The 13,110-nt window shown below is 35.6% G+C and carries 11 protein-coding genes; 4 read left to right on the forward strand and 7 right to left on the reverse strand.

Annotated elements, in window-relative coordinates; genetic code table 11:
• Window positions 1-28: 28 nt before the first annotated feature.
• Window positions 29-901, reverse strand: coding sequence for a TetR/AcrR family transcriptional regulator (locus tag WAX78_RS18785; RefSeq protein ID WP_336483524.1), 873 nt, complete (start codon window positions 899-901; stop codon window positions 29-31).
• A gap of 222 nt (window positions 902-1,123) precedes the next feature.
• On the opposite strand from WAX78_RS18785, the gene WAX78_RS18790 reads away from it, so the two are divergent.
• The gene (locus tag WAX78_RS18790; protein ID WP_336483525.1) at window positions 1,124-4,252 is read left to right on the forward strand and encodes an efflux RND transporter permease subunit; all 3,129 of its coding nucleotides are present in this window, start codon (window positions 1,124-1,126) and stop codon (window positions 4,250-4,252) included.
• A 314-nt stretch (window positions 4,253-4,566) separates the two neighbouring features.
• Here WAX78_RS18790 and WAX78_RS18795 read toward each other — a convergent pair whose 3' ends face one another.
• Complete coding sequence (locus tag WAX78_RS18795) at window positions 4,567-5,421, reverse strand: alpha/beta fold hydrolase (RefSeq protein WP_336483526.1); 855 nt, start codon at window positions 5,419-5,421, stop codon at window positions 4,567-4,569.
• 260 nt (window positions 5,422-5,681) lie between these two features.
• On the opposite strand from WAX78_RS18795, the gene WAX78_RS18800 reads away from it, so the two are divergent.
• Window positions 5,682-6,329, forward strand: coding sequence for a pentapeptide repeat-containing protein (locus WAX78_RS18800; RefSeq protein WP_336483527.1), 648 nt, complete (start codon window positions 5,682-5,684; stop codon window positions 6,327-6,329).
• A 258-nt stretch (window positions 6,330-6,587) separates the two neighbouring features.
• Here the strand turns inward: WAX78_RS18800 and WAX78_RS18805 are convergent, their stop codons facing one another.
• From WAX78_RS18805 to WAX78_RS18815, 3 genes are read right to left on the reverse strand one after another with little or no spacing between them, the layout of a single operon-like run.
• The gene (locus tag WAX78_RS18805; protein WP_336483528.1) at window positions 6,588-6,767 is read right to left on the reverse strand and encodes a ComZ family protein; all 180 of its coding nucleotides are present in this window, start codon (window positions 6,765-6,767) and stop codon (window positions 6,588-6,590) included.
• 40 nt (window positions 6,768-6,807) lie between these two features.
• Window positions 6,808-7,668 (reverse strand): NAD(P)-dependent oxidoreductase, encoded by an 861-nt coding sequence (locus WAX78_RS18810; protein WP_336483529.1) that lies wholly within the window; start codon window positions 7,666-7,668, stop codon window positions 6,808-6,810.
• Between the two features lie 49 nt (window positions 7,669-7,717).
• Window positions 7,718-8,449, reverse strand: a complete 732-nt coding sequence (locus WAX78_RS18815; protein ID WP_336483530.1) for an alpha/beta hydrolase — start codon at window positions 8,447-8,449, stop codon at window positions 7,718-7,720.
• A 155-nt stretch (window positions 8,450-8,604) separates the two neighbouring features.
• On the opposite strand from WAX78_RS18815, the gene WAX78_RS18820 reads away from it, so the two are divergent.
• Entirely contained in the window at window positions 8,605-8,790 is a 186-nt protein-coding gene (locus tag WAX78_RS18820) for a YjzD family protein (protein ID WP_336483531.1), read from the forward strand.
• An 85-nt stretch (window positions 8,791-8,875) separates the two neighbouring features.
• Here WAX78_RS18820 and clpB read toward each other — a convergent pair whose 3' ends face one another.
• A complete protein-coding gene (gene clpB / locus WAX78_RS18825) occupies window positions 8,876-11,482 on the reverse strand; it encodes an ATP-dependent chaperone ClpB (protein WP_336483532.1) in 2,607 nt (868 codons plus the stop codon).
• Between the two features lie 169 nt (window positions 11,483-11,651).
• Window positions 11,652-11,831, reverse strand: coding sequence for a YjzC family protein (locus WAX78_RS18830; RefSeq protein ID WP_020059836.1), 180 nt, complete (start codon window positions 11,829-11,831; stop codon window positions 11,652-11,654).
• Between the two features lie 398 nt (window positions 11,832-12,229).
• On the opposite strand from WAX78_RS18830, the gene WAX78_RS18835 reads away from it, so the two are divergent.
• Entirely contained in the window at window positions 12,230-13,039 is an 810-nt protein-coding gene (locus WAX78_RS18835) for a Cof-type HAD-IIB family hydrolase (RefSeq protein WP_336483533.1), read from the forward strand.
• Window positions 13,040-13,110 lie beyond the last annotated feature (71 nt).

Here is a 13,110-nt window from a genome sequence, read left to right on the forward strand (position 1 = left end):
AATGATAAGTTTCCTTTTGTCTATAATATTAATTTGTTATTTTATAATACAACGCAAGTCTTTCACGAAAATCATGCAATTCAGGATACGATTTTAAGTTAGACAACATCCCTTGAATAACTGGAACTCGCGGATGATTCGTTTTCATTTCTGACTCTAGCACATCTAGTGTAACCATTAATTCATCATTTCCTAATTGATCTACTAGCGTACGTCTTAACTTAATAATTTCATTTATAAATATTTCTTCCTTATGCTCGTTCATTACATTCGTATTGCATAATAAATGATTGAGTTCTCGTTCTGTAATGACTGGTTCGTCTTTTGAACGTTGCAGCCCCGCTACGATATCATCCATTCTCTTTAAGATAAATTTTGCCGTATACAGTATATCTAAATTTACCGTATTAAAGATAATTAGCTCTAAATATCCACGTGATATTCCTTCTAGCATGATAATTAAGTCAACAAGATGAGAGGTAATCTCTTCCCCGTAAATAGAAAGTAAACTGTTTCGATAAAAAGCATGTGATTCTAATTTCATTCTCGTCATAAATGTTTCTACTTCTTTATTAAAGGGAATTACATTTTCTCTCATACACATAATAATGAATTCTTTTTTTTGTTGTAATTCGTAAAACTGACATTGTATTTGTTTTTCAAATTTCTCACGTGGAGGTAATGATTCTTTTTCAATATCCATCATTTCATTTTGAATCCGATCGTAGTAATACTCGAGCGTTGCCAATACTAAAGCGTCTTTCGACTTAAAATGCAAATAAAATGCGCCTTTGGAAATACCGCATTCTGTTGCTATTTCTTGAATAGACGTCGCACTAACACCCTTCATTGCAAATAATTTAATTGCTGTTTCAATAATTAACCGCTCTTTTTCCTTCATCTTTTTCTCTCCTAAAAAAACACTCTTATTCGAATTATGACTCATTGGTCAAAAATTGCAAGTATTTCTCAACATTTTATCTCGTTATTCGCGGGCAGTAAGACCTCCACTGATGGAAGTTTTACTTTGTATCAGTCCTTTCAGTTGACCATTGACCGACCAGTCAGTTATACTTTGTTCATTATGACCAATGAGTCAGTTTCAATAAAAAGGAGCGTAGAAATGAAGAAAATTATTAACTTTTCGTTAAACAATAAGTTCGCAGTTTGGCTATTAACGATTATTATTACGATTGCAGGAATCTATTCTGGTCTTCGCATGAAGCTAGAAACAATCCCGGACATCACAACACCACTTGTAACAGTAACAACTGTTTATCCTGGTGCTACTCCAGCTGAAGTAGCAGAAAAGATTTCAAAACCAATCGAACAACGACTGCAAAACTTAAGTGGAGTAAACGTTGTCAGCTCCTCTTCTTATCAAAACGCGTCTTCTATTCAAGTAGAATATAACTTTGATAAAAATATGGAAAAAGCAGAAACAGAAGTAAAAGAGGCACTCGCTAATCTATCTTTACCAGAGGGCGTAAAAGAACCAAAAGTTTCTCGCCTTAGCTTTAATGCTTTCCCTGTTATTTCATTAAGTGTCACAGGTAAGAATGAGTCTCTTGCGCAGCTGACAGAACGAGTAGAAAAAGATATTGTTCCAGGCTTACAAGGACTAGACGGCGTTGCATCTGTTCAAATTTCAGGACAACAAGTTGAAGAAGTACAACTTGTCTTCAACAAAGAGAAAATGAAAGAATTAGGCCTTAACGAAGATACAGTTAAGAACATGATTAAAGGTTCAAATGTTTCTATGCCGCTAGGACTGTATACATTTAAAGATAAAGAAAAATCCGTTGTTGTAGATGGCAACATTACAACGTTAAGTGCTTTAAAAGAAATGAAAATCCCGCTTGTTCCTTCTACAAACCAAGGAAGTTCACAAGGGCCAACTCAGGCGCAGCAGCCTAATATGAATCCTGCTGCAACGGGACAAGGATTCGCAATTCCAACTGTAGCATTACAGGATATTGCTGATATTAAACAAGTTGGGAAAGCAGAGTCTATTTCACGTACAAACGGAAAAGATGCAATCAGCCTTCAAATTGTAAAAGCTGCTGATGCAAATACCGTTGACGTTGTAAATGCTGTAAAAAATAAAACAAAAGATTTTGAGAAGAAATTTGATAACATCGAAATTACTTCAACATTCGACCAGGGTGCACCAATTGAAAAATCGGTTAGCACAATGTTAAGTAAAGCTATTTTCGGGGCAATTTTCGCCATCATTATCATCATGTTGTTCTTACGTAACATTCGAACAACGCTTATTTCCGTTGTTTCCATTCCACTTTCTTTATTAATTGCAATTTTACTATTAAAAGAAATGGATATTACATTAAATGTTATGACGCTCGGGGCAATGACCGTTGCTATCGGCCGCGTTGTCGATGACTCAATCGTTGTTATTGAAAACATTTACCGGCGCATGGCTTTATCCAATGAGAAATTAAAAGGAAAAGACTTAATTCGCGAAGCAACGAAAGAAATGTTCGTTCCGATTATGTCATCTACAATCGTAACCATCGCGGTCTTCTTACCGCTTGGTCTTGTTAAAGGAATGATCGGTGAACTGTTCTTACCATTTGCTTTAACGATTGTTTTCGCTTTATTAGCATCTCTTCTTGTAGCTATTACAATTGTTCCAATGATGGCACATTCTTTATTTAAAAAAGAAAGTACGAAAGAAAAACAGCAGCATGATCACGAAGAGCATCCAAGCAAACTCGCTAATGGATATAAACGCCTTCTAGAATGGGTATTAAATCATAAAATTATTACATCTAGCATCGCGGTTTTATTATTAGTAGGAAGCATTGCTCTTATCCCAATTGTAGGTGTAAGCTTCTTACCATCTGAAGAAGAGAAAACAGTAATTACATCTTATAATCCAGAGCCTGGACAAACATTGCAAGATGTTGAAAACATCGCAACAAAAGCAGAAGATTACTTTAAGAAAAATAAAGATGTGAAAACAATTCAATTCTCACTTGGCGGGGAAAACCCAATGAGCCCAGGTAAATCGAACCAGGCATTATTCTTTGTTCAATACAAAAACGATACAAAGAACTTCGAGAAGGAAAAAGAAAAAGTTGTTAAAGACTTACAAAAGATGACGGAAAAAGGCGAATGGAAAAACCAAGACGTCTCATCTAGCGGAAGCAGCAATGAAATTAAGTTATATGTATACGGCGACAGCTTACAAGAGATTAAACCTGTCGTAAAAGACATCCAAAATATCATGAAAAAAGATAAAACGTTAAAAGATATCGACTCTAGTCTTTCAAAAACATACGATGAATACACATTAGTCGCAGATCAAGAGAAGCTAAGTAAACTCGGTCTAACTGCTGCACAGGTAGGCATGGGACTTTCCGACTCTCACGAACGCCCTGTCTTAACAACAGTTAAACAAGATGGCAAAGAGATGAATGTGTATGTTGAAGTGAACAAACAAAACTACGAAAACATTGATGATTTAACAAACCGAAAAATACAAACACCACTTGGTACAGAAGTGGCTGTAAAAGACGTTATGACTGTAAAAGAAGGAGAAACGTCTAATACAATAACAAGACGTGACGGCCGCGTATATGCGGAAGTAACTGCAAAACCAACAACAGACGATGTCGCAAAGGCTTCTAGAAACATTCAAAAAGAAGTAGATAAGATGAAATTACCCTCTGGCATTGATGTTTCAATGGGCGGTGTATCTAAAGATATTCAAGAATCCTTTACACAACTTGGCTTAGCGATGTTAGCTGCGATTGCGATTGTATACTTCGTTCTCGTTATAACATTCGGCGGGGCATTAGCACCACTTGCGATTTTATTCTCGCTTCCATTTACAATAATCGGTGCCGTTGTTGCCTTATTAATTTCCGGAGAAACATTAAGCATCTCTGCAATGATCGGTGCTCTCATGTTAATCGGTATCGTTGTCACAAACGCCATCGTATTAATCGACCGCGTTATTCATAAGGAACGTGAAGGACTTACAACACGCGATGCATTACTAGAAGCTGGCGCAACAAGATTACGCCCAATCTTAATGACAGCTATCGCAACGATTGGTGCCTTACTTCCACTTGCATTAGGCTTTGAAGGAAGCGGTCTTATTTCCAAAGGTCTTGGCGTAACAGTAATCGGGGGATTAACAAGCTCTACGCTATTAACGTTATTAATTGTACCGATTGTATATGAAGTATTAAGTAAATTGAAACGAAAAAATAAAGTAGCTGACTAAAAAGCGAGACCTTTCCATCAAGATTTTATTAATAGTCAAGAAAGTAATTAAAAATCTTTAAAATTAAAGAGTTAGATTTAATGTTACACATTAAATAGTGTAAAAAGAAAGGATAGATGAACAAGGAGGAATACCTGCTTACATCTATCCTTTTTTGTACAACAAATGACCTCATTTACCACAACAACATTTTTCCTTATTGAACTAACGCACCCATTAGTTCAATAAGAAAGACAAGATATAAGGTATTCATCTCTAATAACGAAACAAAAAATGTAGTAACACACTTTTCTTATTTACTTTTTACAAATTATTTAGATGGTGGTAAATTTTCGGATAGCTATTATGAAAGATTCCTTCTCTTCAACAAAAGGAAAATGATTGCTATTTTCAAAAATTACTAATTTAGAATCTGGAATCAATGTGTGCATTTCTTTTGAGTACAAAACAGGACATTGAACATCATATTGACCACAAAGAATAAGAGTAGGGAAATTAATATGTTTTAATTTATCTCGAACATCATATGTTTTAAGATCTTTGTTATAAGCCCTCATTCTTTTTCTAATAATTTTACTAAAGGGTCGTTCACTAAAATACTCATTATACTTTTCTGGTTTATAGAGAGACAGTTCAATCAACTTCTTATTAGCTATTCTTTTTTTTGTTTTCGAAACAAAGGGTAACATCAATGCTAAAAATATCTTGGATACCTCCTTACGATGTTGACCAGTCTTGAAATTATATATGCAACTTTCCGAATTTAAAAACTCCTTAGATGCCGAAGTATCACATAATATAAGGGACTCTAAAACCTGCGGGTTACTAGTAGCATATGTTAACCCTAAAAAACCACCCGTAGAATGCCCAGCAAAAGACCATTTTGAGTATCCTAACTCAGTTCGTATGCTTTCAAGGTCTTTAACTGTCTCATTCATTGTCAGTTCATTTGAGTTCCAAGTTTTTGATGAATTCCCAGCCTGTTTTAAATTAACTAAGATAACTTTATAAAAGGGTGATAAACAATCTGCAAAAGCTGATCCACTAATAGAAAATTCTTGGTAAAGGTGTGTTATACACAAAGGTTTGCCGGTACCACTAATAAAGATTTCAAAGGAACCTCTTTCTGTATTAATCATTCTCTGTTCATAATTTGCCAGTTCATTCACCTACTTTATACTTTTTCCAAAAAACCTAACTGTCCCATATGATTTTTATGTTATCATATAAAACTATATTTTTACCAAATTATTACTGTACGTTCGTTAACTAACGGATCAGGTTAGTAGAAGATGTAAAAATCTAAAATTAGATTATGTGGGCATAATTCCAAAAAAAATTAAAGGCTTATAATTTTAAGTTGTTTTATGTAGAGTTAAGTTTAAGTAATATCCTTAATTACTAAGTAACTCATTAAAAGGTGTGTATTATGACAAAAGGATTCAAAATTGAACTTCCAAAAATCCCATCTAATTTAGAAAGAACAAATTTTCAAGATATTTTTTATGAAGAAGAACCATATTTATCGAACTGTATGATTACAAACACAATAATTGATAACGAGGAAATTGATAGGGTAGTTTTATCCAAAGTTATTTTTAAAAATGTAACATTCATAAATGTTTCTTTTAAGAAGATTGATATGACTGATGTAATTTTTGAAAACTGTGACCTGTCCAATACCAGTTTAAGTGAAGGTATCATACATAGAGTCACTTTTAAAGACTGTAAATTATTGGGCGTGGATTTTTCAGAAGGTAATTTGGGAAACGTTTCTTTTGAAAATTGTATTGCAAATTTAAGTAATTTTACAGAGGCTCGTTTAAAACAAGTGATATATGATAGTTCATCGTTACAGAGTGCTAACTATTACGATTGTAAACTTAGCAAGGTGAAATTTTATCAAAGTGATATTAATGATGTTGATTTTACTCAAACTTCACTAAAAGGTATAGATATTAGCACATGTACATTTGACAGACTTAATGTGGCTTTTGAGAGTTTAGCTGGATGTGAAGTTTCCCCCGAACAAGCAATTGGATTTGCAACGTTGTTAGGGTTAAAGGTTAAACGATAAAGCCTTATTGAACTAACGGGTACGTTAGCAAAAAAAGAAAGGACATTACATATTAGTCATATAAAATATGTAATGCCCTTTTATTTACTTATCTTTTTTTATTTAGGTCTTGATAATAATTATTAGTGATGTACTTTTATTAATATTATGTGCAACATTATAGACATTTTATTGGTTTTAAAAGTCTCATGTAATATCACTTGTCTTTAATATTACATAGTACAAAAAGATCTCTTTTATAAATATTTCGTAGATATATTACTCTCCTGCATCCGCTTTCCCAAGTTCATAAGCTTCACTCATAACCTTCATTAATAATTCCAATACAGGCTGTGCTTTTTCCATATCCAATGCAATACCGTGATCATCTAAAATTGCCTTTGCTTCCGGCAAATGTTTCATTGCGATTTGTAAAAACTGCATGTTTTTATCGTTCATATCTTCTCATCCTTTCCACATCAAAGCTTTCTTCTCTAGTTTACCATGTGTTGCTGTCCTCGTATAACTCCTTATATTGTTTTATATGAGAAATTTGACGTTTTAATCCGTCTTCTAATGCCATCTGATTTATAGCAATTTTCTCTGTTCCCTCATCTTTTTGGCACTCTTTACGATGTATTTGAATTTTACCTGTTTCCTGTAATAGTTCAATGCCCTTTTGCCACTGGTTTTCCTCCCCGCTGCAAAGAGAATATATTTTGGTTTCCGTCCTTTTTCGGCCAAAGTCATATAAACATCTAGCAACATCTTCAACATATAATAAATCACATGCATATTCTTCTACGGAAGCAGAAATAGTCTGTTGCTTTATCTGCGAAAGAATTAAATGATGGTACGTCATAAACAACGGTTGCCATGGTCCATATACTGTCGGAACACGCAGTATACAATAATCTGCACTACCCTTTTTTACTTCTCTCTCAATTTTTGAAAAAAGCATACTATTTTCATCACTGCTACAAACATGATTCACTTCTACGGAAGATAAAACGATTAATTTTATTTCTTTTCTTCTGCAAAAACTCTCAAATCGCTTTACATATTGCAATATGATACGTTCGTTTCGAAAATCCTTTTGCTGATTTGGCTCACATAAGCAAAAATACGCAGCATCAATATCAGTGTTCTCCAACACTTCCCATCCTTCATCATCCCGCAGCGAAGAATACGTAAATAATGCATTTCGACCAATTAAACATAATTTTTCTTCATTCACTTTGGAAACACTTTTCATATCATCAAAATCCAATGCATACACTTCAACCTCTTCTTCAAGAAACTTCTGTACAAGATGATAGCCTATAAATGTCAACGCCCCAACAACAATTACTCGTTTCATTTTCTATCCTCCTCAAATATATATAAAAAGCTCCTTATGTATAGGAGCTTTATAAATCTTCATACCACTTAAAAAACTGACACGCATTTTTCGCTGTTTTATATTTTTTATCTTGTAGATGAAAGGATAATAAAGTGGGACAATTCTCTTGCAAACGTTTCTTTTCATACTCCCGCAGCAACTGTTTTCGTTCTTTTTTTGCTTGAATGGATACAACTATTTTGACCGGAACAGATGATGCTAAGTACGGAAATGCTTTCTTTTCAATTTTCGATTCTAATTCTGATTCTGTCGCATCATACGCTTGCATCAATTCACGAATTAACCGCTTATAAAAAAATTTATGCTCTTTTTCAAGTTCAACATGTGCCGGTAAGTGAAGACACGGATTAAACATGAGAACAGAACGAACACACTCTGGATATTGTTTCATCATTTGCAGGGCAACAAGCGCGCCCATCCCTTCTGCTATGATATGAATTTTTTCGTTCAAAATCTCCTTTTTCATGACAACATGATACAATCGCTTCGCCAAAAGAACCGCCTGTTCATTCCCCCAATGTCTCCCGTGTAAATTAGAAGAAAAAATCGTATAGCCTTCCTTACGCAATTCATTTAAAAAGTGTAATCGTCCTGCATGTTGAAGCCATAAACTTGTACCATTCTCAATAAAATAATTGTAATCCCCTAGCAGCAATATACCGAATCCATTCGGCTTTTCCGGCAAGTGAATCACACATGGCTCTTGCTCTAAAAAGAAAAAACGTTCCTTGATCCCCATACTTCTCCCGCCTTATATAACAACATCAAAATTACTCTTTTATAATGTATGATGCTAATGGCAATTTGCTTTGCGAAAACAACAAATATTTTTTTATATTCTTTTTAGAGTTATGTTACAATAAAAATAAATTGAACGAATAGAGGTGTGAAAAGATGCGTGTAATTTGGGCCCTTATCTGGTCGTTCCTGCTTGTGCAAATGATGAGCTACGTACTTAGCTCCATGACGCCAGGCGTTACATACGATTTCCAACAAGCGTCTATTTTTTCTGTAATTCTTGCTGTACTTGTAATCGTACTGGGAGCATTAATTCCAAACGAACCTGCAGAGCAGCATTAATAAAAAAGAGTCCGGAAATGATCCGGACTCTTTTTTTATCCCGCTATTCGCGGACAGTAAGACCCCCAACGATGGAAGTTTCACTTTATTGAGCTTCTACAACTAACTCGTTATTGAATACATCAATTAATACATGACCATGATCTGTAATTGTACCTGCAATGAGTTCACGCGCTAACTTCGTTTCAATTTGACGCTGTACGTAGCGCTTTAACGGACGTGCACCGTACATTGGATCGAATCCCGATTCTATAACAAACTCTTTTGCTGCATTTGTCAGTTCAACCGTAATATGACGGTCTGCTAAACGATTTTGCAGCTCTTTCACAATTTTATCGACAATACCTTTTATCTCATTTGTTGTAAGTGGTTTAAATAAAATAATTTCGTCCACTCGATTTAAAAACTCCGGACGGAAATGGCCGCGAAGTTGTCCCATTACAAGATTTCTTGCTTCTTCTTGAATAGAACCATCTTCTCCTAATCCTTCTAGTAAATATTGCGATCCGATATTAGACGTCATAATAATCACTGTATTTTTAAAATCGACTGTACGTCCTTGCGAGTCTGTAATACGCCCATCATCTAACATTTGCAGTAAAATATTAAACACTTCTGGGTGCGCTTTTTCAATTTCATCTAATAAAATAACAGAATATGGTTTACGGCGTACAGCTTCCGTTAATTGTCCACCTTCTTCATATCCAACATATCCAGGAGGCGCTCCGATTAAACGGGATACTGCATGTTTTTCCATATACTCAGACATATCGATTCGAATGATTTGTTCTTCGCTATCAAATAATGATTGCGCCAATGTTTTCGCAAGTTCTGTTTTCCCAACGCCTGTAGGTCCTAAGAAAATGAATGAGCCAATCGGACGATTCGGATCTTTAATACCAGCACGGGCACGTAATACCGCATCTGCCACAAGACCCACCGCTTCTTCTTGTCCAATGACACGCTCTGATAAAATTTGCTCTAAACGAAGCAGCTTTTCACGTTCTCCTTCTACGAGTTTTGCAACCGGAATTCCAGTCCAACGCGATACGATATTTGCAATTTCCTCTTCGCTTACTTCTTCACGAAGAAGGCGATTATCTTGCTGTTTATTGGCATTTGCTTCTTCCGCTGCTTGTAACTCTTTTTCTATAGCTGGAATTTTACCGTGACGAAGCTCTGCTGCCTTATTTAAATCGTAATTTCCTTCCGCTTCTTCTAACTCGCGGCGCAAACGCTCTAGACTTTCACGCAAATCCCGCACTTTATGAATTTCTTCTTTCTCTTTTTGCCACTGCGCTCGCATTCCACTCGCTTTTTCTTTTAAATCCGATAACTCACGCTGCAATGTTTGCAAACGCTCCTGACTTCCGCGGTCCGTTTCTTTACTAAGCGCAGCTTCCTCAATTTCTAACTGCATAATACGACGTGTTATTTCATCCAGTTCTGTTGGTAATGAGTCAATTTCTGTCCGAATCGTTGCACATGCTTCGTCAACTAAATCAATCGCTTTATCTGGCAAAAAGCGATCAGAAATATAACGATCTGATAACATTGCAGCTGCGACAAGAGCACGATCATGAATATTAACACTATGATAAATTTCAAAGCGTTCTTTTAGTCCTCGCAAAATGGAAATGGTATCTTCAACAGTTGGTTCTTCTGCTAATACTTGCTGGAAACGACGTTCTAATGCCGGATCTTTCTCAATATATTTCCGATATTCATCAAGTGTCGTCGCTCCGATGCAATGCAGCTCCCCGCGTGCTAACATCGGTTTTAACATATTCCCGGCATCCATTGCTCCTTCTGTTTTTCCAGCTCCCACAATGGTGTGAAGTTCATCAATGAATAGTAAAATTTTCCCTTCACTTTTTTTAATTTCATTTAAGACCGCCTGCAAACGCTCTTCAAATTCACCACGGAATTTTGCACCCGCAACAAGCGCACTCATATCAAGCGCAAAAATCGTTTTATCCTTTAATCCTTCCGGTACATCTTTACGGACAATACGCTGCGCTAACCCCTCAACAATTGCTGTTTTCCCAACACCAGGTTCACCAATTAATACAGGATTGTTTTTCGTTTTACGCGATAAAATGCGAATAACGCGCCGTATTTCACTATCACGTCCAATAACCGGATCAATTTTTCCCTGCCGTACTTCTGCTACTAAATCACGGCCATATTTTTGCAAAGCTTCATATGTTACTTCTGGATTTTGGCTCGTCACTCTTTGATTCCCCCGAACTTCTGTTAATGCTTGTAATAACGCTTCTTTCGTAATACGAAGCGATGTAAACAACTGATGCATATCACTCGTTTTCTTTTCATCACAAAACGCAAGAAGAATATGTTCTACCGAAATATAATCATCCTGCAAATGCTTCGCTTCTTCTTCCGCTCTTACAAGCAGCCCTTGAAGCGCACTTGTAATATATACTTTCCCTGCTTCGACGCCGCCTCCGGTAACCGATGGCTTTTGCTTTAACAAGCGTTCTACTCCTTGCATAAGCTGATCTATATTTACATTCATCTTTTGAAAAATACGGATTGCTAGTCCATCTTGCTGCTGAAGAAGCGAGGCAAAAAGATGTACAGTATCAATTTCCTGATGATGATGCTTAGTAGCAATTGATTGTGCACTCATAATCGCTTCTTGTGTTTTTGTTGTCATTCGATTTAAGTCCATTGCAGCCACAGCTCCTTTACACTTTGACTTTTTTTGACCTTTGATTTGATTATACGACAAATCACGTATTTTATACAATAAAGATGATTTTATAACACGATCTTATTTGTGAAAAAAATCCATTTCATTACGTCATAATAAATCCCGCAGCTTATAACTGCGGGATTTATTATGGTCTTCTTTTATATGTCCATTGTCTGTTTTGATTTGTAACTTCTGGAAATTTATCTCCAGCAGAAAGCTTTACCATTTTTGGATCCTTAACCATACTTCCTGTTTCACCAATTTCAACATATATGCCGTCGTTTGGTGCTTTTTGACCAGCTCGGAATCGATGACTTTGTCCCATATCCATTCTCCTTCCATTCCATCATTACATCTTTAGTATGTCCCATTTTAGAAAACCTTTTCTGTTATGTTTAGGAAACCGTACTCATATAATGAAATTACACATTTTAGCAGGAGATACATCAGTATATGTAGAAACAAAAAAAACTGGCCATAACGACCAGTGTCAAAGGAGAGTCAAACAACTTATTACGAGAAGATTACACTCTCATTATAAACACAATAATCTGTTCATTGTAACCCTTTTCACAAATTGTACAAAATGAAAGAAACATTATTCAAACTTTCATAAAATTACTTGACTTTTCCATTTACCAGTGACAAATAGTAGACAGCACAAGAATGTAGGAATTAAGATGAATATGATATACAAAACTTTTTATAAAAGGTGAGAGACGCATGAAAAAACAACATTTAATTGCATTAGATTTAGATGGTACTTTACTTACAGATCAAAAAATTATTTCAGCGCGTACAAAACAAACTATTGCAAAAGCAAAAGAACAAGGTCATATCGTTGTTATTTCAACCGGTCGTCCATTTCGTGCGAGTCATGCATATTATAAAGAACTTGGATTGAACACACCGATTGTAAATTTCAACGGTGCATACGTCCATCACCCACTTGATAGAAATTGGGGAACGCATCACTCTCCGCTTGAACTTGCTACCGCGCAAGAAATCGTTCGCGCATGTATGGATTTTGGTGTAGAAAATATTTACGCGGAAGTTATTGATGATGTATATGTAAAACAAATTGATTCAGATAAAAAACATATTTTCGAATTTGGATCACCTAAAATTTTCACAGGTGATTTACTCGATATTTTACAAGAACACCCTACCTGTTTATTAATCGATGCACACGAATCAAAATCAGATTCTATCCGCCAACATTTGACGGATATGCATGCAGAAGTTATCGATCACCGCAAATGGGGCGCTCCTTGGCCGATTATTGAAATTGTAAAAAGCGGGTTAAATAAAGCAATTGGCTTACAAAAAATTTCAAGTTACTATAATATTCCAAAAGAACATATCATCGCATTTGGCGATGAAGACAATGATTTTGAAATGATTGAATTCGCCGGACACGGAATCGCAATGGGGAACGCCATTCCAGAATTAAAATCACTAGCAAATCACGTAACATTAACAAATGAAGAAGATGGAATCGCTCTGTATTTAGAGGAGGTACTTGGATTGTAAGGCGAAAATTCCCTGCTTATAGTATGACGCCAAGCGCACATACTATAGGAGACACAGCAAATGTGTCAATG

The organism is Bacillus yunxiaonensis, from assembly GCF_037104695.1.
In the GTDB taxonomy this organism is placed as follows: Bacteria; Bacillota; Bacilli; order Bacillales; family Bacillaceae_G; genus Bacillus_A; species Bacillus_A yunxiaonensis.

Bases quoted from the DNA above. Each gene is read 5' to 3' on its own strand.
- WAX78_RS18785 (WP_336483524.1), bottom strand. From the start codon at position 901: ATGAAGGAAAAAGAGCGGTTAATTATTGAAACAGCAATTAAATTATTT.
- WAX78_RS18790 (WP_336483525.1), top strand. From the start codon at position 1,124: ATGAAGAAAATTATTAACTTTTCGTTAAACAATAAGTTCGCAGTTTGG.
- WAX78_RS18800 (WP_336483527.1), top strand. From the start codon at position 5,682: ATGACAAAAGGATTCAAAATTGAACTTCCAAAAATCCCATCTAATTTA.
- WAX78_RS18805 (WP_336483528.1), bottom strand. From the start codon at position 6,767: ATGAACGATAAAAACATGCAGTTTTTACAAATCGCAATGAAACATTTG.
- WAX78_RS18810 (WP_336483529.1), bottom strand. From the start codon at position 7,668: ATGAAACGAGTAATTGTTGTTGGGGCGTTGACATTTATAGGCTATCAT.
- WAX78_RS18815 (WP_336483530.1), bottom strand. From the start codon at position 8,449: ATGGGGATCAAGGAACGTTTTTTCTTTTTAGAGCAAGAGCCATGTGTG.
- WAX78_RS18820 (WP_336483531.1), top strand. From the start codon at position 8,605: ATGCGTGTAATTTGGGCCCTTATCTGGTCGTTCCTGCTTGTGCAAATG.
- clpB (WP_336483532.1), bottom strand. From the start codon at position 11,482: ATGGACTTAAATCGAATGACAACAAAAACACAAGAAGCGATTATGAGT.
- WAX78_RS18830 (WP_020059836.1), bottom strand. From the start codon at position 11,831: ATGGGACAAAGTCATCGATTCCGAGCTGGTCAAAAAGCACCAAACGAC.
- WAX78_RS18835 (WP_336483533.1), top strand. From the start codon at position 12,230: ATGAAAAAACAACATTTAATTGCATTAGATTTAGATGGTACTTTACTT.